General features: G+C 54.7%; 18 protein-coding genes. 5 read left to right on the forward strand and 13 right to left on the reverse strand.

What is annotated here, in order from left to right; all coding sequences use genetic code 11:
* Positions 1–119: 119 nt before the first annotated feature.
* Positions 120–1,847 carry a thiamine pyrophosphate-requiring protein gene (locus DY252_RS13975; RefSeq protein ID WP_064790676.1) on the reverse strand — a complete coding sequence of 576 codons (1,728 nt, stop codon included), beginning with the start codon at positions 1,845–1,847 and terminating at the stop codon, positions 120–122.
* Positions 1,848–1,989: 142 nt separating this feature from the next.
* On the opposite strand from DY252_RS13975, the gene DY252_RS13980 reads away from it, so the two are divergent.
* Complete coding sequence (locus DY252_RS13980) at positions 1,990–2,748, forward strand: IclR family transcriptional regulator (RefSeq protein WP_064790652.1); 759 nt, start codon at positions 1,990–1,992, stop codon at positions 2,746–2,748.
* Positions 2,749–2,784: 36 nt separating this feature from the next.
* On the opposite strand, the gene DY252_RS13985 is transcribed toward DY252_RS13980, so the two are convergent.
* Entirely contained in the window at positions 2,785–3,294 is a 510-nt protein-coding gene (locus tag DY252_RS13985; protein WP_064790653.1) for a GNAT family N-acetyltransferase, read from the reverse strand.
* Between the two features lie 104 nt (positions 3,295–3,398).
* On the opposite strand from DY252_RS13985, the gene DY252_RS13990 reads away from it, so the two are divergent.
* Positions 3,399–3,962, forward strand: a complete 564-nt coding sequence (locus tag DY252_RS13990) for a helix-turn-helix domain-containing protein (protein WP_064790654.1) — start codon at positions 3,399–3,401, stop codon at positions 3,960–3,962.
* Between the two features lie 25 nt (positions 3,963–3,987).
* Here the strand turns inward: DY252_RS13990 and DY252_RS13995 are convergent, their stop codons facing one another.
* The gene (locus tag DY252_RS13995) at positions 3,988–4,995 is read right to left on the reverse strand and encodes an AraC family transcriptional regulator (RefSeq protein ID WP_082923630.1); all 1,008 of its coding nucleotides are present in this window, start codon (positions 4,993–4,995) and stop codon (positions 3,988–3,990) included.
* 107 nt (positions 4,996–5,102) lie between these two features.
* On the opposite strand from DY252_RS13995, the gene DY252_RS14000 reads away from it, so the two are divergent.
* A complete protein-coding gene (locus tag DY252_RS14000; RefSeq protein ID WP_064790655.1) occupies positions 5,103–6,320 on the forward strand; it encodes an MFS transporter in 1,218 nt (405 codons plus the stop codon).
* Between the two features lie 314 nt (positions 6,321–6,634).
* On the opposite strand, the gene DY252_RS14005 is transcribed toward DY252_RS14000, so the two are convergent.
* The 6 genes from DY252_RS14005 to DY252_RS14030 form a co-directional block, all read right to left on the reverse strand.
* Positions 6,635–7,549 carry a hypothetical protein gene (locus DY252_RS14005; RefSeq protein ID WP_064790656.1) on the reverse strand — a complete coding sequence of 305 codons (915 nt, stop codon included), beginning with the start codon at positions 7,547–7,549 and terminating at the stop codon, positions 6,635–6,637.
* Complete coding sequence (locus DY252_RS14010; protein ID WP_129542736.1) at positions 7,536–8,264, reverse strand: hypothetical protein; 729 nt, start codon at positions 8,262–8,264, stop codon at positions 7,536–7,538. The genes DY252_RS14005 and DY252_RS14010 overlap by 14 nt, the downstream gene beginning before the upstream one ends.
* Before the next feature lie 329 nt (positions 8,265–8,593).
* Complete coding sequence (locus DY252_RS14015) at positions 8,594–10,780, reverse strand: RNA-directed DNA polymerase (protein WP_129542737.1); 2,187 nt, start codon at positions 10,778–10,780, stop codon at positions 8,594–8,596.
* Entirely contained in the window at positions 10,777–11,847 is a 1,071-nt protein-coding gene (locus DY252_RS14020) for a CHC2 zinc finger domain-containing protein (RefSeq protein WP_064790658.1), read from the reverse strand. Before DY252_RS14020 ends, DY252_RS14015 begins: the two co-directional genes overlap by 4 nt.
* 262 nt (positions 11,848–12,109) lie before the next feature.
* Entirely contained in the window at positions 12,110–13,099 is a 990-nt protein-coding gene (gene araD1, locus DY252_RS14025; RefSeq protein WP_064790659.1) for an AraD1 family protein, read from the reverse strand.
* Between the two features lie 75 nt (positions 13,100–13,174).
* Positions 13,175–13,948: an SDR family NAD(P)-dependent oxidoreductase gene (locus tag DY252_RS14030; protein WP_064790660.1), complete on the reverse strand. Its 774-nt coding sequence runs from the start codon at positions 13,946–13,948 to the stop codon at positions 13,175–13,177.
* Positions 13,949–14,482: 534 nt separating this feature from the next.
* Between DY252_RS14030 and DY252_RS14035 the strand changes: the two genes are divergently transcribed.
* The gene (locus DY252_RS14035; RefSeq protein ID WP_120225880.1) at positions 14,483–15,232 is read left to right on the forward strand and encodes a FadR/GntR family transcriptional regulator; all 750 of its coding nucleotides are present in this window, start codon (positions 14,483–14,485) and stop codon (positions 15,230–15,232) included.
* 279 nt (positions 15,233–15,511) lie between these two features.
* Here DY252_RS14035 and yjfF read toward each other — a convergent pair whose 3' ends face one another.
* The 4 genes from yjfF to DY252_RS14055 form a co-directional block, all read right to left on the reverse strand.
* Positions 15,512–16,489, reverse strand: coding sequence for a galactofuranose ABC transporter, permease protein YjfF (gene yjfF / locus DY252_RS14040; RefSeq protein WP_082923631.1), 978 nt, complete (start codon positions 16,487–16,489; stop codon positions 15,512–15,514).
* Positions 16,479–17,495, reverse strand: coding sequence for an ABC transporter permease (locus tag DY252_RS14045; protein WP_165700224.1), 1,017 nt, complete (start codon positions 17,493–17,495; stop codon positions 16,479–16,481). Before DY252_RS14045 ends, yjfF begins: the two co-directional genes overlap by 11 nt.
* 41 nt (positions 17,496–17,536) lie before the next feature.
* The gene (locus DY252_RS14050; RefSeq protein ID WP_064790662.1) at positions 17,537–19,033 is read right to left on the reverse strand and encodes a sugar ABC transporter ATP-binding protein; all 1,497 of its coding nucleotides are present in this window, start codon (positions 19,031–19,033) and stop codon (positions 17,537–17,539) included.
* Between the two features lie 146 nt (positions 19,034–19,179).
* Entirely contained in the window at positions 19,180–20,130 is a 951-nt protein-coding gene (locus DY252_RS14055) for an ABC transporter substrate-binding protein (RefSeq protein WP_269451540.1), read from the reverse strand.
* A 189-nt stretch (positions 20,131–20,319) separates the two neighbouring features.
* Between DY252_RS14055 and DY252_RS14060 the strand changes: the two genes are divergently transcribed.
* Positions 20,320–21,342: an aldose epimerase family protein gene (locus DY252_RS14060; RefSeq protein WP_231959826.1), complete on the forward strand. Its 1,023-nt coding sequence runs from the start codon at positions 20,320–20,322 to the stop codon at positions 21,340–21,342.
* The last annotated feature ends 22 nt before the right edge of the window (positions 21,343–21,364 follow it).

Genomic DNA, 21,364 nt, shown 5'->3' on the forward strand with positions numbered 1-21,364 from the left:
AATGAATTTGCCTGCGATGCAAGCAGGCATTTTGCATTGCCAAAATACAGGGCACCTCTTCAAAACGATGACGCCCGACAATATGCCGGGCGTCAATGGCAGATCACATACGAAAACGCCTAAGGCGCAATCGTCACCTCAATCAGCGCATGGGTGCGATTGGTGTCGATATGCTGGATCGCATCACGCAAGATACCTGGTAAATCTTCCGCCCGTTTGGCCTTGGCAACCCAGGCGCGGCTGGCCTCGGCGACCTTGGTGAAATCCGGGCTGGGTTTAAGCGCGGTTAGCGGCATTTCATTGGTTTTGGCCGCATAACCATCCGGGTACATGCCCGTCACGGACTGGCGCACCGCCCCCCATTCATTGTTGTTGAGCACCAAAATCAGGATGGGCAATTCAAGCGCCTCGGCAATCTGATGACAGGCCGTCGGGTTGGCAAACATATAGGATCCATCGCCCATCGTGGCGACAACCAGCTTGTCCTTATCGGCCAACTGATAGCCCATCGCCGCCGGGAAGGACCAACCAAGCCCGCCCGAATGCGGTTCCTGATACCAGCTGCTGTGCGCTGAAAGCGACAAAGGCTCCAGCGGGCAGCCAAGTTCGGAAAACACCGTCGCCGAACGCCCGGCAATCGCATCCGACAAACAGCGCGACACATAGGCCTTGGTCATCGGGTCTACCGCCCCGGCATCGGCCGCCGCCAAGGCTTTTTTGCGGATGTCGGCATTGATGGTCGCAACCTTGGCCCGGCGATCTGCACAAACCGATGTGTGGTCCGCATGGCGGCGATCCATGGCATCCGCCAGCATCATGATCACATCGCCGGTTTCCCCAACAAGCGAGACATCGGCGGCAAAATTCCGCCCCGGAAAGCGCGAATAAAGCGGGTTCTGACCGATCTGAATAACTTTGCAGTCATCCGGCAAATCATGGATATCGGGCGACCACGGGGCGAGGCAATCGATCACCACCACCGCATCGGCATCCTTGAGCCACGGTGCCGGATCCATCCCGGCAAACATCGGATGTTCGGTACCGATGGCAAGCTGGATCGCCCAGTACTGCACGACCGGAATGCCCCACTGATCAACCAGATCGCCGAAGCGGCCAAAAGCTTCCGCCGTGCCGGTACCGCGCTGGGCAATCACCACCGGGTTTTTGGCATGGGCCAGAATGTCTGCGGCCTGTTCGACAGATGCTTGCGGCGGGGCGACCGGGACCGGCTGCATGCGAAGCGGTCCATCGATCTGATCACTCGGACACGGCTCGCACAGCACTTCACGCGGCAGGCTGACATAGGTCGGGCCCTTGGGCACGGACGACGCAATCGCATAGGCACGGTCGACAACATCAGGCACCTGTTCGGGGAATTTAAGCTCGTACTCCCATTTCGTACTTTCGCGCACCAGGGCCGCCTGATCGCGCATTTCCTGGCCCCAGCCAATCGGCACGGTGCGCGCGCCAAGCCGCCCCTTTTCCATCACCGGCGTTCGGCCCGACATCAAAACAACCGGCACATGTTCGGTCGCGGCATTGATCGCGCCAATCGCACAGTTGGCAAGGCCGACATTGGTATGCGCCATCACCGCCTGCGTCTTGCCCGTCGCAAGGTAATAGCCATGCGCCATCCCCATCGCCGCATTTTCGTGCGGCATGATCAACGCATGCGGCAGGGCGATATCCTTTGCCGCCGCCTCGGCCAGACCTTCGATGATTGGCGGGAAGTCCGTGCCCGAATTGGCAAAGATATAATCAATCCCGATGGCCTTCATACGGGCCAGGACCGCCCCACCGGCGGTCAGGGTGAGTTGGCCGGGATTTTCCTGCTTGTCGCTTTTCATCAGACGCCTCTTGCTTTGCGGGATCATGCCCGTTATTTCTTTATTTGAAATATGATTTATAATATAGTTTATTATTGAAATCCGGTGGTCGTCAAGACGGCACAGCGGTGCCCGATCTGTTTGCGTGGAGAAAAGCGATCCGATGACCAGTCAACTGAATGGCTCTGTGCTTAAGGCGTTTAAAATTCTGGATCTGTTTGCGGCGGGGCAAAGTGAACTGACCGCCAAGGAAACGGCCGATGCGCTGGGCATCAACATGATCACCGCCCATCGGTTTCTGCATACGCTGGTCCATGCCGGCGCCTTGCGCACAACGTCACGCGGGGTTTTCCGGTTGGGTTATCTGTTTGCGGATCTGGGCGAACGCGTCTTACAGGGCGACAACCTGCCAACCATTCTGCAGCCGATCCTTGATCAGCTGGCGCGTGACACAGGCGAAGCCTGCATGGCCACCAGTTTTGATCGCGATATGGCGGTCTGCATCGCCAAGGCCCTGCCCGACCGGCCGCTTTATGTTGATATCCGGATTGGTTCGCGCCTTGATGCCTTTTGCACCGCGCACGGCAAGCTGTGGCTGGCACATATGAGCACTGATGATCAAAACCGCTATTTCAAAAATGCCGACCTGACCGGCATGACCGATCACACCATCACCGACATCACGGCGCTCAAGGCCGAACTCGCCACCATCCGCACGCAGGGCTTTGCCACCAACAATGGCGAACGCGAACACGATATCTACGCCCTCGCCGTGCCGATCCTGACCAAGCATGGCACCATGATCTCGGCCTTTTCGGTGTTTGGCGCATCGCCCGCCCTGCTTGCAACCGGCAACGACACCTTAAAACGCCTGAAATCAGCCGCTCAAAGCGCCCAGGATGCGCTGTTCCAGACATCCTGACCGCAACGGCTCCTTATAACAGGCCATATCGCCGCATCACGCCGAAACCGATGCATCATCAAGAAACAATTGCATCGTCACCAGATCCAGCCAGCGATCAAACTTCCGCGCGACCTGCTGCGCCCGCCCGACCTCGACAAAGCCAAGCCGTTCATGAAAGCGGATCGAGTTGACATTCTCGGCATCAATCCCGCCAACCATGACATGCATGCCCGCCTGTTTGGCATGGCCAATAAGCGCGCGCACCAGCATCCCGCCGACACCCGTGCCGCGATGGTCGATATGCACATGCACCGAATGCTCGACCGTAAAGCGATACCCCCACCGCGCCCGCCACGGGCCATAGGAACCGAACCCCACAATACGTCCATCATCCTCAACAACCAGCACCGGAAAGCCCTTTTCCTGACGCTCCGCGAACCACGCATGGCGTGCCTCCAGGGTCGACGGCGTATCATCATAGATCGCCGTACTATCGCGCAGCACCTGGTTATAAATCTCAAGAATTTCCGCCATATCGTCCCTGGTCGCATCGCGTAAATGCATGCTCGCCTCCACTTCACATCATCTGTTACCTGTTGCCAACGTTAATCCATTATAGTAGACAGTCAATGCCTATTTTAACCGATATAAATGGATTTTTGATCGATATGGAAGACGACACCACAGCATGGCTTTCGGCACGCCTTCGCCGTGAACGTGAAATGCGCGGCTGGTCACTGGGCCAGTTTGCCGAGGAATCCGGCGTCTCCAAGGCCATGATCAGCAAGATCGAACGCGGCGAAGCCAGCCCGACGGCAACGGTTCTGGGCCGGCTTTCCGGGGCCTTGTCGCTGACGGTATCCGCGCTTCTGTCGCGCACGCCTTCTGTCCATCATGGTGTACGGACCCACGCGACACAGCCCTTATGGTCCGATCCCGAAACCGGCTATGACCGCCGTCAGGTTCTTTCGGGGCAGAAAATCCCGCTGGAATTGGTCGAGGTTAATTTGCCCGCCGGTCAGCAGGTCACCATGCCCGCCGCGGCCTTCACCTTCATCCAACAGGCGATCTGGGTTCTGGAGGGCAGCTTGCTGTTTCATGAAGGCGACCGGGTGCACAAGCTTGATCAGGGCGATTGCCTCGAACTCGGCCCGCCGCAGGATTGCATTTTCCACAACCAAAGCCACGAAAACTGCCGATATCTGGTCGCGGTCGTGCGCAGCACGCCGTAACCGCATGCGGCACCACCCATTCCGATCAGCTTTGGCTTGATCGCACGGCACCGGGCGAAATCCCGGTGGTGCGCTTGAACGCGCGGCTGAATGCCGCGACCGAGGCATAACCAAGACGATCGGCAACCTCATCCAGCGACAGGTTTTCCCGCCCGATCCACTGACTGGCCAGACGCATGCGCAAATTGGTCAGATAGTGCTGCGGCGTTGATTTGGTCAGTTCTGCAAACCGTTCGGCAAAGACGGATCGCGACACACCCATTTCGGATGCCATATCCGCAACCGACCAGCTCCGCCCCGGCTCCTTGTGAAGGGCCGCCAGAACGCGCGCCAGTTTCGGATCCCGCACCGCTTCAACCCAACCACAAACATCACAGCCCGTCTCGACCCAACGGCGCAAAATGGCCGCCGCCACCACATCGGCAAGCCGGGTCAGGATCACGCCATATCCCGGGCGCTTGGCTTTAAGCTCTGCGGTCATGACATCGAGGATCGCCGGGATTTGCGGGTCATGCTCCGGCACGGTTTCGATATGCATGACTTCCGGCTTAAGGTGGGCGAGCGGATGCAACCAGCCCAGATCAAACTCCATCGCACAACTGAAAATCAGATTGTCCTTTGACCGACAAACACCCTCTTCGCAGGCACGAATTTCGGATGCCGCATCACACAGCCGCGCCTTTTCAAACGCATCGACACTGCGCAGGGCCACACCATCTTCGCTGTAAAGATCGTGAATGCCCGCACAGGGCAGCAACACCGCATCCCCGCAGCCCAGAACATGCGTCGCCCCGGTTTTGGTACGGAGTTGAACCGTGCCCTGCGCGATAAAATGAAACCAGGCACGGGTTTCGTCCTGATCCTCGCCAAAGCGCAAACCATACGGGGTGGAAATCTCGATCCGGCGGTAATCAAGCCCGCGCAGGCGCACACCGGACAGAAGCTCATTGACCATGTCATGGCCCGATGCATTGAACTGGCCCTCAAGATGATCAGACGGGCTGTTAAGCGCGGTATCAGGAATGGGTGACATCACATTTCGGACGATTGATCAAACAATACGGACAAACTGTCATAGATCGTCCGGCGCGTCCAGACTATTCTGTGTGCAATGCAAAACACCAACTCAAAGGACTTTCCATGAGTGAAGCACAATCCCGCCCCGATCAAGCCGTGGATCAAACCACAGCGCCCGCACCTGCTGCCTGGGCTGCTGTGATTTCCATGACGCTCGGGGTTTTCGGGCTGGTCACGGCCGAGTTTTTACCGGTCAGCCTGCTCACCCCGATGGCAGATGACCTGCGCATTACCGAAGGCATGGCAGGCCAAGCCATGTCGGCCACCGCCGTTATGGCCCTGATCACCAGCCTTCTGACCGCGACCGTTACCCGCAAGATTGACCGCCGCTATGTTCTGCTTGGCTTTTCGGTTCTTCTGATTGCCGCGAACATCATGATCGCACAGGCCCCGAACTATGCCATCCTTCTGGCTGGCCGGGTCTTGCTGGGCGTTGCCCTTGGTGGTTTCTGGACGATGTCGGCGGCCATCATCATGCGCCTTGTGCCGGAAAAGAACGTCCCGCGCGCCCTTGCCATCCTGTTTAGCGGCGTTTCCGCCGCCACCGTCTTTGCCGCCCCGCTCGGCAGTTATCTTGGCGATGTCATTGGCTGGCGCAATGTCTTTATGCTGGCGTCCCTGCTGGGCGTTCTTGCCCTTGTCGTGCAATTCGCAACCCTGCCCAAAATGCCGCCGCGCGGGCGTGCGACCCTGCGCACCTTGATCGAGGTCATCAACCGCCCGCGCATGAAATTCGGGCTGTTTTCGCTTGTCCTGATCATTACCGGCCATTTCGCGCTGTTTACCTATGTCCGCCCGTTCCTTGAAAATGTCTCGGGTGTGACGACGGCGGGTGTCTCGGGCATTTTGCTGGGCTTTGGAGTTGCCAACTTTATTGGCACCTATGTCGGCGGCGCGCTGATTGCCCGCTCGCTGCGCATGACCATCGCCCTGATGCCGATGATCATGGGGCTGGCCGGGGTCGGCATGGTCGCCATTGATGGTGCGGTTGCCCCGACCACCGTGCTTGTTGCGATCTGGGGCATGGCCTTTGGCGGTGTGCCGGTCGCATGGTCCACCTGGATCACGCGCACCGTGCCTGATGAGGCCGAAAGCGGCGGCGGACTTCTGGTCGCCGGTTTCCAGCTTGCCATTGCCACCGGTGCCGCAGTCGGCGGCCTTGTCTTTGACACCAGCGGCGCGCTTGGCGTCTTTACCATCGCCGGTTTCCTGCTTCTCGCCGCATCGATCATCGTAACCCTGGGCCTGCGAACCGCCCCTGTTCCCGCCGAACAGGGATAGCAGCATCGCCCCAACCCCCATCGATGCCGCATCGGCCCAGCCCGCCCCGGCAGTGTCACCACTGCCGGGGCATTTCTTACCCTCGCACAACCACCATAATGACCCCGAACACACCAAAGGGCAGCGAACCCTCGCTGCCCTTATCGCGTTCTACCGACATCCATCTGCCACAACGAACACCACCCCCGTCATGCCACGCCCCACAGCCCGTCACGCCCGCGAAGGCGGGTTGTCCATCTATCAAACAAGCTAAAAGGGGTCTGTGCCCTTTTCTCGCAAACATAACCCAAGATACTATTTGAGTTTGCACCAACTCATAATTGGGAAATTTCCTCATCGAGCTCTATTGACGGCACTTCAAAGCCCGGAGGCAAGCTCTTGAAATTTGGATCCAGCGTTCCGGTTTGGCACCTAACCAAGGCAGCTAGTGGCAATTGGATGAGTTGCGCATGAGGCAACCCCTGCCCAGCATGTCTATAGATCGTTCGACGAAAAGGCTCTTTAAAAGGACTTACTGCCAACGAACCACCGAACTGACCACAGTTACATACAACCACATTACAAAATAGCATTCGCGATAATGCCTCGGCCAAGTGGTCAAAAGTAGTCGTATCGCGGTTGTATGCCAGAATGAACAGCGTCTGGATTTTGTTTCGGTACATGGATATCCGGTCGATATCCATGAAGTCGTAGCAAATAGCGACTGCAAACTTGCCTAGCTCGGCACTCTCGAAAATCCAGACTGTCGGGTGAGAACGAAAAGCAACACTCGCCAAGTGAATATCCTTAAGCTTTTTTATCTCGGCCGGTGCCGGGTAGGTTTTGCCAACTCGACGGACCTCTGTGCGCCGTCCAATCCTGAGACCTCGCAGACGCGGCGGGACGATCACCAATGCTTCGTTCGAGACTGTTGGATCGTCCTCATCTGACTCGATACGATAATCAAGACCAGCGATAACAATTGCCTCAAGTTTCTCTGCCGCTCTCTTAAGTTCCCGCTCAAAGCCGAGAGGAACCGAAAGCTCAGGAAGAAGAATTATGTCAGGTTGGCGATCTAAGCCTCGTATAGAGGCAAGGAAGTGGCGTATTTCTTTTTTTGCACGCCGTTCCTCAATCGCTGACATTCGAACACATTTTCGCCAGTTACCGGAACGGTCATCCTCCCACGCGGCATTTGCATCAAGCGAGGTCTGAATCACACCGACATGAAGTTGGTCATTGACCATCATTCACTCCTTCATCAACACCATCGGCATTGTCATCGCCTGCAGAAAAGTCAGCTATACGAAAAGGTATAAGTTGGCGCGGCTGATTTCGCGTAACTGCAATCTGATTGCCTTCAAGAACTCTCTGCGCGGACCTAATACCATTCAGAAGATCTGAGGGACTGTAAATTGGCAAAGGCTCGAAGTTGACATCATTAGCAGGTCGACCATCCTCCCAACCGAATAATGCAGGTTGACGTGCGATAGTGCGAGTTTCAGCTGGTCGCGCACCAAGACAGGCTTCCAGTAATTGCGTCGTCAATGAAGATATTGCCAACCCCCGAAACCAACGAGATCGCGGAAAAGGAAAGACCAGCTCGTTGCCTCGCATATTCCATATCTGCGGAGCTGAGTGATCATTCTTTAGAAGGCCAAGCAAAAGCCGCCCAAGGGAGGTCAAGCGTCGCTCATCGGGGGAAACCTTCTGGCCTGCGCCGCTTTCGGCATAGCGGTAGTCAAAAACTGACTTAGCACTCTCTCGCAGAACAACGCCCGATCTTCGCCCCCCCTCATCTTTAGCAAATTGTCTCCAGTCCTCCCAACTCAATGTCGTGGCGTCCTGCTTACAAGGGAAATGATCGACCCATTCTCTGGGCAAGAGTACATTAAAAGGATGCACACGATCCAAGACGGTTTCATCACGACCAAATACAACTGCTCCTGCAATCAATTGCTCCAAAATCTCCAGCGCAGTCCACTCGCTACGCCGAGGGTCAAAAGCATTGCAATCCCGAACGACATTAGTCCACTCAGCAATCGTTATAAATTTCTTGTCAGGCCGCTCTAATGATCGCGCTGCCCGTCGAAATGCAATCTTGCGACTTGCATAAGCTGCTTTGCGTCTGGCTTCATCATTAACAATAACCTCACGGAGCCAAGCTGAATCATTTGCAGGAAGTGTCTGTGATTTAAGAAAATACTCCCACCCCGCCGCTGATATGTACGCTGGATAACGACGCGAAGCTTGCCGATCATAACGCTGCTCAAAAGCAAAGAATGGCGATATAGCTAACCATGCAGTGGAAGGCTCCCCCCCGTGCCTAAGCTATTTTCAGCAAGATGTGCCCATACTCCCGGTGTCCATCCAGTTGCATCGAGCCATGAATCAGATTTTCCATCCGACGCAAAATGCAAATATTCATTGGAAAGTGCAGATAACTTGCGCGCAATGGGCCTATACTCCGGTTTATCCCAAAGCACCTGAGCAACCTGAAGCAATGCAACGCCAAACTCCCTACGCCCAATGGCATGATACCAAGTTTCTCGATCAGGCGGCACTCGAAAGTCATTGTTATCGAGAGAGGCGACGTCTCGAAGGTGGCTAGCAGCGGCTTCGATATCGGACTGTAGGGCGTCCATTGCCATAAGCCGTCCAACTGTCGCAAGAAGACCAGCTGCTATGATCTGCATCGAAAGCGCAATGTAATAATCCGCCCAAGCAGCCTGCCCTGCAATCCGCGTATCTTTTAACCATTCTGCGATAGCCCTGAGACCATGATACCCAGTTATCCGGCAATATTGATGAGTTCGATAGAAAAGCCGTGCCTTGCCCGGATACTCGCGTAAAGATTGGAGTAACAGGCTGAAGCAGCGACCAAGCAGAATATTTTTATTCTCTGCGTCCTCCTTCATACAATTCGCTAGAATCTCCTCCAGTCCGGCGAGTTTTTCCTTATAGACCTGCAACTCTTCGTCTGTTGATCGGCTCCGCACGGGCTCATGCGCCTTGAACCTCGCTACATCACGCGCCGCATCGACAAGACCGTCAGCTTCCTGAACCAAAACGGGAACAAGAGAGGCAATCTGACCTGCAGCAAAAGAAGCACGTGTATCCGGGCGTATCTCGCGCTCGGGAATGTCTGCTAGAAGAAGCCATTCAAGCATCTTCAAGCGCTCATCCAGATCATCATCATCAAGGATATGAATATCGGTTGCAGCTATTGTCGATACCTGCGCCAAAGTCTTTGTCATCAACTTGGTTGGGTTCTTGCCATCCAGTTTTGTTTCCAAGATCGCCGTGGACCAGTCATCTGCATGCTTCTTCTTCAACTCACCGAGCGACTTGCCTTTCTTCAGACGCTCCATCCAGTTACCAAGGCTCGGTGGATCAAACTTTTCTTCATTTATCGAGGGACCGACGCCCTCATTAACAAGCAATTTCTCATACCAGAGGAGCCATTCACACAAAGTATCGAAATCGTAGGCAATAATCGTGTGGTCGTCGACAAACCGGAAATGTGCTACATTGTGCTGCGCATCAAGCTTCTCCGCGACCTTCCTGTCTATCGGAAGCATAGCCGCATTGGCTAAGAAACCGGCAACGAAAAGACCAGTCGGAATCCCATTAACACTGCCCTTTTGAAACTGCGGAACGACATTTTCGAGCGCGGAGTTCGGCACTCCAGTCATGTCTACCCGGAAATTCAACATAGACGTCACCAAATTGGTGAACCAGCTATCATCCGATACGTTAACCTCATGTAGGCTTCTCGCTACGGCGTCGATTTTCAGTTTTGGAAAGAATTGCTTAAGGTCGATTGAAGCATGATAAAGATCATTTTTGGAACCTTCTGGATTATCATCAGGCCAGTAACCTGTTCTGAAATAGGCAAGGTTCGCATGTTCGGCGGTGATAGCAGCTAGCCTGTCAGCATCATCCATTTCGTTGTCTCGCAGTTTCCTGCGTTCCACCATCATCCGTGCAGTAAGGGTTACGTGACGCCGAAATAACGGCCAGCTGTGCTGGAATTTCCGATACAAATGGCCAGATGCATGTCGATATGGGCCAATCTCTAACTTAGAGTTTCTTGCTTCGTCTCTCTCATACCAAGCTGGGCGGTAAAGCCTATTGCCATAGCTCCACGGCTCCATTTTAAGATCAAGCTCCGGGCCTAGCGCATTAACCATTGCTAACCACGCTACTTGGTCGTCAATAGCCACATGATAGTATTGGCGATCTTCTGGCTGATCTTTCGATATTTTCTTTGGCCGTGGGAGAGGACGCAGCTTTTTGAGACGGTATCTGCCCTTTTTGAACTGACGGCGAATGAGCTCGAGGCGGTTCTCAAGATCGAGTTCAAATGCAGCGATTTCACCTCTATCAACATATCCGTCAGCCATTCGGTAAAGGTTTTTCGCCTTGATCCAAGCATAGTTAAGATTTTCCGGGGCCAGCAAACGTTCATATACACTCATATTCGCTTGTTCCCCTGACGGAGATAATCGTTAATGTCCGTTGCCCCACTTTGAGGAGCAGATTTTCGGGTAGCAGCAACGCCAAAGCGCTTTAGTTCCTTGCCAAGTGTTGTGGCCCGCTTTTCTCCTGCCGTATCCCAATCGAGGAGCAGGTCGATCTGTTTGCCGCGCAGTGCGATCATCTCACTCTCAGAAAGTCCCGCGCCAACCCCAATTAAACCAATCGCCTCACATCCAAGTTGCGTTGCCGATAGCACATCAGTCACGCCTTCGCAGATGGCAACACGTCTTACATTGATGTCAGTCAATACATCCACATTGTAGAGGCGGCGGCGGCGATGATTTAGATTTCTCCATCGCTTTTCTTTTTCTGTTTCATTGATAAGGCGTGCCTGAAAATAGGCGACGCGCCCCCCTTCCAAATACGGGAACAACAGTGACCCTTTGGGAAAAATCGGCCAATAGCTACTTTGGGTCGACGATTTCGTTAACAGCCCAGCAACCTCCACACGGTTAAACCCGAAGTCCGCTATCAATGTCCTGATCATGGCGATATCAGGCACCTGACCAATAGAAAAACGCGATATGATCGCGTCGCTAAACCCCCGATTTTGCAAATAAAGCTTGCCCGAAGACCTTAGCGGTGACTGTGCAAGAAAAGACGCATAAAGCTCATGATCATACGCAGACTCCTCCACCTCTCTAGGTTGAGTATGATTTTGATTTTTCCTAGAGATCGGTCTGCTCATCCTAAGTTGTGGGCTCCGCCCCCAACCTGACTTACCTCTGTCTAAACCACTTTTTTCGGCAAGCCATTTCTTCGCTTCTATAAATGTGATACCTAGATAGGTCTTAACGAGGTCGATCGGTCCGCCCTTGTTGCCACAAGCATAACAGACCCAATACCGCCCCCCTTTGCACACCTCAAAGGAAGGTCTGCGGTCGTCATGCCCTTTAAAAGGGCAACGAATCGTACCTTCTGCTGGTAACCTTATTCCGAGCAAGTTGCCAACATACTGTACGCCAAGCTGATTTAGGGCATCAGTATCTTCTCTTCTTCCCCCCATAGGCTCACCTACTTTCGCCCCTCGGTGAAGGCTGGCAACGCAATAACTATTGGTGAAAATAGCACGGCCGCGCAACTTCCAAACCTGACTTGTATTTTCCCGAAATTCAGAACGTATAAAACTCCACTTTAGAAGAACATAATTTATCCATCGCACACAACCTAAAATAAAAAAGAAAACCCCGGTCCAATACTGAACCGGGGCAAGTCGTGTCGTTTGGAGGTAGACAGGGTTTTTGGCCCTTGGGAGTCTCAGAAAGACATCAGATCGCCTTGACGGTCACCGGGCGCTCTGCCTGAACCATCAGGCGGTTGCGGATCGGGCGACCAAACAGGGCAGATTCAATTTCGAATTCATCACCGTCCTGCGTCGTGATGCCATCGGCAAAGCTGAGCGTCGCGGTGCCAAAGAAATGCGCATGCACATCGCCCGGACGGCGGAACAGGTCATACTTGAAATGGTGGTATTCAAGGTTGGCGATGGAGTGCGACATGTTGTCTTCGCCGCTGACGAACTGCTTTTCCCAGATCACCTTGCCATCGCGATAGAGGCGCGAGGTGCCCTCGACATGGTTTGGCAGATCGCCCAGCAGCAATTCCGGGCCCATCGCGCAATGGCGCAGCTTTGAATGCGCCAGATACAGGTAGTTCTGACGCTCCATCACATGGTCGGAAAACTCGTTGCCAATGGCAAAGCCGATGCGCACCGGGGTACCATCATGGTCAATGACATAGACCGCGGCAATTTCCGGCTCCTCACTGCCATCCAGGGCAAAGGACGGGCTTGGGATATCTGCCCCCGGATTGGCAACGATGGAGCCATCGCCCTTATAGAACCATTCCGGCTGCACACCATGTTCGCCAGCCTTGGGCTTGCCGCCCTCAACCCCCATGCGGAACATCTTCATGGAATCGGTTTCGTTGGCGTCCTTGTTATCGGCCTTGTGCATGTTCGCACGCGCCGATGCGGACCCAAGATGGGTCAGGCCCGTGCCCGTCACAAGGAAATGCGCCGGATCAACATGGGTAATCGGCGGCAAAAGGCGGCCATCACGGGCAACTTCGTTATAGTCGACCGTGGTGTCGCCCATACGAATTTTTGCCTTTTCGATCATCGTCATGCCTTTGGCAAGGGCGATGGTCGCAAGTTCACGGGTGGTGGATACGCCCTTAAGCGGGATCAGGGTATTTTGGTCTTCGACCACGGCCACATGTTGCGCGCCGGCGGTGTCCTTGAATTGAACCAGTCTCATGAATTCTGTCCTGAACGGTCTTGGATATATGTCGGAATATGGCGATGTCGGAATACGGGGTGCGTGACGCGGGCCTTAGACCCAGCCGCCATCAACGATAAAGTTCTGGGCGGTGACCATGCGGGCCTCGTCCGAAATCAGGAAAAGCGCCATGCGGGCAATGTCATCGGGCATCACCTTGTTTTTCAGGCACTGGCGCTCATCAATTTCACGCTCGGCGGCTTCATCGACCCACAGGTCAAGCTGGCGCTGGGTCATGACCCAACCGGGCACAAGCGTATTGACGCGGATGTGATCCTTGCCAAGATCGCGTGCCATGCCGCGCGTCAGACCATGGGTCGCGGCCTTTGCCGTCGTGTAGCCGGGCATACCGCCCTGCCCCATCATCCAACTGACCGACCCGAAATTGATGATCGCACCGCCACCGGCCTTTTGCATCATCGGCGCCACCGCCTGAATGGCAAAGAAGGACGGACGAATATTGATTGCCTGACGCTCATCCCAGTATTCCGGGGTGACGTCCTGCCATTTATGGCGGGTATCATTCGCCGCATTGTTCATCAACCCGGTGATCGGGCCATTGATCTCGGCCGCCTTGGCAACGGCTGCCTGCAAGGCGGCAATATCGGTCAGATCGCATTTGATAAAGACAGGCGAATTTCGCGCATCTTTCGAAAGCTTTTCGACAAGTGCGTTACCGGCATCTTCCATGATGTCGACAAAGGCGACTTTTGCCCCCTGCTCGACAAAGGCGGTCACAATCGCCTCGCCAATACCCGATGCCCCACCGGTGATGAATACCGATTTGTCTTTTAGGCTTGTGTAGTGTGTCGGCATGCGATCAGACATGATCGTTTCATCTCCCGTCGTGCGTTTTGTTTTCAGATGTCAGACGTCGGATTCCCCTGACGCCAAACACGATTCTAGGCCAAAATTGACAGAAAGTGCATCCATCAAGCTATGTGCGGCGCAACAGGAGAAAAATTCCTGACGCCAACATCATGCTACGCCGACAAGCCCCCTTCAGACCAGACGAATGGTCCGGGCACGTTCCCGTGCGCGGCTGCGTGATGCTTCCTCCTGATAATCTTGTTTTTTATTCTTCATACAATAACATTAATGATCAGGATATCCGGGCCTGTCAAGCGTCAAACCATGCAGTCTTTTCTTTCATTATCTGAAAGCTTGTTTATAAGTTCATGACATAAGCAAATACGTAACAGCCATCGTGACGCACCCCTGAAATAATTATATGCTATGCAGCACAAGGCGTTGACGGCACCAGATAAGTTGCCCTGAAAATTAATTCATATTATATGAATAATGACAAAGCGGGCCTTTTGCCTATTTGCGTGTTCATCAGGGCCACGCCGGAGGGAATATATGTCGTCTACCATGTCGAGAACTTACGCCAAACGCAGTCTGCACAGCATTGTTGCCCACGATCTTGGCGCACGCATTGTTTCGGGCAAGCTTGCGCCTGGCGATGTCCTGCCGACAGAGGCGGCCCTAAGTGAATCCCTTGATGTTTCACGCACAGCCCTTCGTGAAGCCATCAAAATCCTTTCGGCCAAGGGGCTGATTGAAAGCCGCCCGAAGACCGGCACCCGGGTCAAACCGCGTTCAAGCTGGAACCTGCTGGATCCTGATGTCCTGTCCTGGCACTTCCCGGACCCGGACCCGGCATTTCTCTATAGCCTGCTTGAAACCCGCCTGATCATCGAGCCCAACACGGCCGCCATGGCCGCCGTCCGCGCCACGCCGGAACAGATCAAGCATCTTGAAACCGCCTATTTCGAAATGGAAAAGGCCGAACCCGGCACCGAGGCGGTTTATATTACCGATCTTGTGTTCCATCAGGGCATTCTGGATGCGTCGGGCAACGATTTCATGAAGTCGTTTGGCATGTTGATCGAAACCGCCCTGATCGGTTCTTTCCGCCTGTCATCGGGCGGACCCAAGGCGCATGTCAAGTCGCTGCCCGATCACCACGCGGTCTATGCCGCCATCAGCCAACGCGATCCCGAAGAGGCGCGCAGCAAAATGCACGGCCTGCTGCGCCGGACCATGCGCGAACTGCGCAAGGAGCTCGGCATGTCGGTCGAACATGATTGGGATCAGATCGGCCTGTAATCGATGCCGATGGGGCGGATCAAAACGATCACCGCCCCCATTCCTCATACTATTTGAATTTACCCCCAAAACGCCGGGTAGCGCGTTTGGCGCAGACAGGGCTTATTATTCACCAAAAATGAATAATGCGCCTGATTGACCAATTTTTTTATCAAAAGTTTTGCCCCCGCGCCGGTGCCTGATTGCACGATCAAAACGACCCATGTAAGGGAACAGAAAAAACGCCCTGCTTATTCAAACAGGGCGTTTTGAAGGAAGGTATTTTGATCGCAGGACGCCTTATGTCGCCCCGGCGCGCATGCCCGAGAAGGAACGCGTGATCAGGCGTTGCAGGACGATAAAGCCAAACAGAAGCGCGCCGATCATGATCTTGGTCCACCAGCTGTTCAGCGACCCGTCAAAGGCGATCAGGGTCTGGATAACCCCCATGATGATCCCGCCAAAGAACGTGCCGAGCACAAAGCCCATCCCGCCGGTCAGAAGCGTGCCACCAATCACCACCGCAGCAATCGCATCCAGCTCCACACCCACCGCCGCCAGCGGATAGGCCGATGCGGTGTAAAAGGCGAATACGACACCTGAAAGCGCACTGAAAAAGCCCGACAAGGTATAGACCCGGATGATGGTGCTATGGACCGGAACACCCAGCAATTCTGCCGAATGCCGATCCCCGCCAATTGCATAGACATTGCGGCCAAACCGGGTGAAGTGGGCAATCACCACCCCGCCAATGACGGTCGCCAACATCAAAAGGGCCGATGCCGTCAACCAGCCACGCCCGGGCAATTGAACCTTAAACCCGGCAAAGTCTGAGACAAACGGATGGTCAATCGGAACGGAATCCAGATTGATCAGGAAGCATATGCCGCGCAGGAAAAACATCCCGGCCAGCGTGATGATAAAGGGCTGAATATCGAACTTGGCGATAATCACCCCCATAAACGCCCCGAATGCCGATCCGACAATCATCGCGATCACTGCCGCCGTCACCGGATGCATGCCAAAGCCGGTCACAAGTTCGGCCATCAGAACCCCGATAAAGGCAATCATCGACCCCACCGAAAGATCAATCCCGCCCGACAGAATGACAAAAGTCATGCCAACGGCGGTAATGATCAAAAAGGCGTTGTCGGTCAGAAGCGCGCCCAGAACATAGGTATCGGAAAAGGCGCGGTGTTCAAAAATCCCATAGCCATACAGCAGTACCAGAACCGCAAGCGTGGCAAGGATCGGATAAAACCGTTCATTAATTTTCATCGGATTTCCCCCGCTTGAAGCGTTCCATCGCCTGCCCGACCAGTTCGCGGGATTTTGGTGCCTGCACCAGAAGGACGATCATCACCACCGCCGCCTTGACGATGAGCGTGTATTGCGACGGAAGACCCGACAGCAAAATACCCGTGGTCAGGGCCTGGATGATCAGAACGCCAATCACGGTCATGGCAATAAAGAACCGCCCACCCATCAACGACGCGCCACCAATCACAACCGCCAGAATGGCATCGAGTTCAAGCCACAAACCGGCATTGTTGGCATCCGCCCCGCGAATGTCGGCGGCAATAATGATCCCGGCAAAGGCCGAACACAGCCCCGATGCCGCATATGCCATCAGCTTGATGCCGCGCGCATCAATGCCCGCGACCCGGCTGGCACGCGCATTTCCACCAACCGATTCAACAAACAGGCCAAGGGCGGTCTTGCGCATGATGAAATAGATCGCCGCAATCACGGCGGCGGCAATAATCACCCGCCACGGAATACCCAGTAGATAGCCACTGCCAATCGCCTCGAAAAACTCACCATGGAAGGTCACGATCTGCCCACCGGTGATCATCTGGGCAATCCCGCGACCGGCCACCATCAGGATCAGGGTTGCAATAATTGGCTGAATATCAAGGAAGGCCACAAGGATGCCGTTCCACAAACCGCACAAAATCCCGGCACCAAGGGCGGCCAGAATAATCACCGCCGGATGCAAATCGGTATCGCGGATCAGAACCGCCATCACCGCCCCCGAAATGGCGATGATCGAACCAACCGAAAGATCAATGCCGCGCGTGCCAATCACAATTGCCATACCGACCGCCACAAGGGCCGTGGATGCCCCGCGATGGACAACATCAACCAGCGACCCGTAAAGGTGCCCGTCAACGATACGGATGCTAAAGAAATCCGGTGAAATGATCCCGATGCCCAGCACAATCAAAATCAGGGCTGCGACCGGGCCAAACCACGGCCGACTTAACAAAGAAGATGCAGACATGGTGCTGCTTTCCCGTATTTTCTTTTTGTCTTTTAAACTGGTCATCGCGCAATTGCCTCGATGATGCTGTTCTGGGTGATTTCCGCACCCACCAGTTCAGAAACCTTTTGACGATCACGCATCACAGCCACGCGGTCGGCAAAGGCGACGATTTCCTCAAGCTCTGATGACGCGACCAGAAGTGCCAGCCCCTCGTCACACAGTTCCTTGATCAGCTTGATGATATCGGCGTGCGCACCGACATCAATGCCGCGTGTCGGTTCATCAAGGATCAACAGGATCGGCTTGGACACCAGCCAGCGGGCCAGAATGACTTTTTGCTGGTTACCACCGCTCAGTTGCCCGACGGGCTTTTCACTGTCGGGGGTGGCGATGCCCAGTGCCTTGATCATGTCATCGGCAAATTTCTGTTGTTCGGCGCGCGGGATCGGGCGCAACCAGCCCCGCCGCCCCTGAAGGGCCAACACGATGTTTTCGCGCACACTCAGTTCGGCAACAATGCCGTCCTGCTTACGGTCTTCGGGGCACAACCCGAAACCGGCCCGGATCGCATGGCGCGGAGAACGCAGCATCACCGGCTCCCCATCGAGAAACACCAAGCCGCTATCTGCACGCTGCGTACCAAACACCAGTTCGGACAGTTCCGTCCGGCCCGATCCCAAAAGCCCGGCCAAACCAACGATCTCGCCTGCCTTAAGATCGAGTGATACCGGTTCCAGCACGCGCTTTTTGCCAAGATTCTTGATCTGGATCTGGCGTGCCGGGCCATCATAGCTGCCCTCGTCCTGATGGCGGTGCGCACTGACTTCAGCCAGTTCACGCCCCAGCATGTGATTGATCAGGTCAATCTGGGCCAGTTCCTTGGTGACAAATGTACCAACCAACCGGCCATTGCGCAGCACCGTGATACGGTCGGTAATGGCGTAAACCTGATCCAGGAAGTGGGTGACAAAAACAATGCCAAGCCCCTTGTCGCGCAACTCGCCCATAATCCGGAACAATGTTTTGATTTCTTCGCCGTCAAGTGACGCGGTCGGTTCATCAAGAATAAGAACCTTGGCATCAAGGGCCACGGCGCGCGCGATTGCAACCAGTTGCTGGATCGCCACCGAATAGGAGCCCAGCGGCCGATTGACATCAATATCAAGCCCCAAAATCTCAAGCGCTGCCTTGGCATCGGCCTCGGTCTTTTTCCATGAAATCAGCCCGAACTTGCGGGTCTGGCGTTCCAGCATCAGGTTTTCAGCCACCGACAAGGTCGGCACCAGATTGACTTCCTGATAAACTGTGGAAATGCCGAGTTCCTGCGCATCGCCCGGATGCTGCGGATGGATTTCCTGCCCTTCGAGTGACACCGTACCGGCATCGCGGGGATGCACCCCGGTAATCACCTTGATCAGGGTCGATTTACCGGCCCCGTTTTCGCCCAGAAGGGCGTGAATTTCGCCGCGTTCAAGGTCAAAATCCACATCCTCCAGCGCCTTGACGCCGGGAAAGAACTTCCCCGCACCGCGCACTGAAAGCACCGTGTCTGACATATCCTGCCCCTCTCCCTAGTACTGTCTTTAAAGTCTTTTGCTGCGGATACAACCGGACGCACCCCGGCATTCGCCGGAGCACGTCCGATGCAATGAGAAGCGTTCCTCTTGCCCCCATGGGCAGAACCCATGGGGGAATTCAGAGGTTATTTGCTACGCATTTTGTATTCTTCGGCAGCGGTATCTGGCAGGAAGAGCGGACCATTTGCCTTGATCCATTTCGGAACTTCTTCACCAGCCTTCGCCGCCTTGATTGCGTCAAAGGACGGCGCACCGAGATGCGGGTTCAATTCGATGGTTGCGTTGGTATCGCCATCGGCCATCGCCTTGAAGATATCGGGCACCGCATCGATTGATACGATCAGCATATCTTCACCCGGGTTCAGACCGGCTTCCTTGATGGCCTGAACGGCACCCAGTGCCATGTCATCATTGTGGGCATAAACCGCACAGATGTTGGCACCGCCATTTTCCGCTTTCAGGAAGCTTTCCATGACTTCCTTGCCGCCGGAACGGGTGAAGTCACCGGACTGCGAACGGATGATGTTGATGGCCGGGAAGTTTGACACAACCGACTCAAAACCTTCCTTACGGTCATTGGCGGCAGACGAACCAACAGTACCCTGCAGTTCGACAACGTCGCAAACGCCATTGGTTTCAGCAGCCAGCCATGCCGCGGCCAGAGCACCTTCAACCACGAAGTCCGACGCCACTTTGGTCAGATACAGGTCTTCACTTGCATCAACGCCACGGTCAACGAGAACGACCGGAATGCCAGCGTCTTTTGCTTCTTTGAGAACCTGATCCCAACCGGTTTCAACAACCGGTGCCAGAAGAATGCCGTCCACGCCCTGCGCGATGAAGGAACGGACTGCCTTGATCTGGTTTTCCTGTTTCTGCTGTGCATCAGAGAATTTAAGATCAATGCCACGCTTTTCGGCTTCGGCCTTGATTGACGCTGTTTCGGACGTACGCCAGCCACTTTCTGAACCGATCTGCGAGAAACCGATCATCATTTCTGCCTGTGCAGCAAACGAAAGACCAAGCGCAACACCCATTGCGGCAGTCGAGACTGCCAATTTTTTAAAACTTACCACGATTTCCTCCCTAAGAGTGGCTTATTGCTTAAAAGCCATATAGTATTACAATATGATTTGTTGGCCCTCAACCATATAGTGTCTCATCCTTTAGAGTGATCGCGCAAAGGGACATCAAATCTGGACAAAACCAATAAAAATCAATACGTTGATAAAAATCAAATACCACAAATTACGGCGACACCAGACATGGCAAATCCCCATACCACCACACTTAAAAAGGGCGAAAATGCCCCGCGCGCTGCATTAGAGAGCTCTCAGATTCGCGTGTTGGTTTCTGCGCTTGGCGCGCGTCTTTGCGGGGTCTATTTGCGCGACACAAAGGATGGACACGAAACCAATATCGCGGTTAACCTGATTGACGATGCCGCCTATCTTGATCAGGACAGCTATATCGGGGCAGTCTGCGGGCGTTATGCCAATCGCATTGAAAAGTCGCGCTACCCCGATGGAAACGGGGATATCGTTCAGCTTGCCGCCAATGAAGGCGAACACCACCTGCATGGCGGACCGGATGGTTTTGACAGACGGCCCTGGACCATTTCCGATCAATCAGATCGCAGTGTTACGTTTGAACTGACCTCGCCCGCAGGGGATCAGGGATATCCCGGCACCATGACCGCATGGGCCACCTATTCACTGGTGGCCGATGATCGCCTTCGCCTTGAAATCACCGCCACCTGTGATCAGCCCTGCCCGGTCAACATGACAAGTCACGCCTATTGGAACCTGACGGGCAAGTTTGACCAAAGTGCTGGCGATCACGTTTTGCAGATCAATGCTGAACAATGGCTTCCGGTGGATGACAAACTGATCCCGACCGGCGAAATCCGTGACGTCATGGGGACCGGTTATGACTTCCGAAGCCCGGCACGGGTTTCCGATATGCTGCCGCACGCGTGCCAAGGCTTTGATCACAATTTCTGCCTGACCGGCCCCCGCGGCGAATTGCGCCAGATCGCGACCCTTTCAGATCCCGCAAGCAAACGGTCAATCAAACTGTTTTCGACCGAGGCCGGTTTGCAATTCTATCTCTCGCAGCATTTCAATGATGCGATGAAAACGGAAAACGGCGTATCCCTGCACCCGTCAGGCGGCATCGCCCTTGAACCGCAAACCTACCCCAACAGCCCCAACCGCCCGGATTTTCCGAGCCCGTGGCTCAAGCCGGGTGAGACTTATCGCCATGTGATTGAGTGGGAGTTTTCCTAAAATAACAAAGCCCCGCATTTGC

Source organism: Thalassospira indica (assembly GCF_003403095.1).
In the GTDB taxonomy this organism is placed as follows: Bacteria; Pseudomonadota; Alphaproteobacteria; order Rhodospirillales; family Thalassospiraceae; genus Thalassospira; species Thalassospira indica.

Coding starts and splice junctions, on each gene's coding strand:
- DY252_RS13975 (WP_064790676.1), bottom strand. CDS start 1,847: ATGAAAAGCGACAAGCAGGAAAATCCCGGCCAACTCACCCTGACCGCC.
- DY252_RS13980 (WP_064790652.1), top strand. CDS start 1,990: ATGACCAGTCAACTGAATGGCTCTGTGCTTAAGGCGTTTAAAATTCTG.
- DY252_RS13985 (WP_064790653.1), bottom strand. CDS start 3,294: ATGCATTTACGCGATGCGACCAGGGACGATATGGCGGAAATTCTTGAG.
- DY252_RS13990 (WP_064790654.1), top strand. CDS start 3,399: ATGGAAGACGACACCACAGCATGGCTTTCGGCACGCCTTCGCCGTGAA.
- DY252_RS13995 (WP_082923630.1), bottom strand. CDS start 4,995: ATGTCACCCATTCCTGATACCGCGCTTAACAGCCCGTCTGATCATCTT.
- DY252_RS14000 (WP_064790655.1), top strand. CDS start 5,103: ATGAGTGAAGCACAATCCCGCCCCGATCAAGCCGTGGATCAAACCACA.
- DY252_RS14005 (WP_064790656.1), bottom strand. CDS start 7,549: ATGATGGTCAATGACCAACTTCATGTCGGTGTGATTCAGACCTCGCTT.
- DY252_RS14015 (WP_129542737.1), bottom strand. CDS start 10,780: ATGAGTGTATATGAACGTTTGCTGGCCCCGGAAAATCTTAACTATGCT.
- DY252_RS14020 (WP_064790658.1), bottom strand. CDS start 11,847: ATGGGGGGAAGAAGAGAAGATACTGATGCCCTAAATCAGCTTGGCGTA.
- araD1 (WP_064790659.1), bottom strand. CDS start 13,099: ATGAGACTGGTTCAATTCAAGGACACCGCCGGCGCGCAACATGTGGCC.
- DY252_RS14030 (WP_064790660.1), bottom strand. CDS start 13,948: ATGTCTGATCGCATGCCGACACACTACACAAGCCTAAAAGACAAATCG.
- DY252_RS14035 (WP_120225880.1), top strand. CDS start 14,483: ATGTCGTCTACCATGTCGAGAACTTACGCCAAACGCAGTCTGCACAGC.
- yjfF (WP_082923631.1), bottom strand. CDS start 16,489: ATGAAAATTAATGAACGGTTTTATCCGATCCTTGCCACGCTTGCGGTT.
- DY252_RS14045 (WP_165700224.1), bottom strand. CDS start 17,495: ATGTCTGCATCTTCTTTGTTAAGTCGGCCGTGGTTTGGCCCGGTCGCA.
- DY252_RS14050 (WP_064790662.1), bottom strand. CDS start 19,033: ATGTCAGACACGGTGCTTTCAGTGCGCGGTGCGGGGAAGTTCTTTCCC.
- DY252_RS14060 (WP_231959826.1), top strand. CDS start 20,320: ATGGCAAATCCCCATACCACCACACTTAAAAAGGGCGAAAATGCCCCG.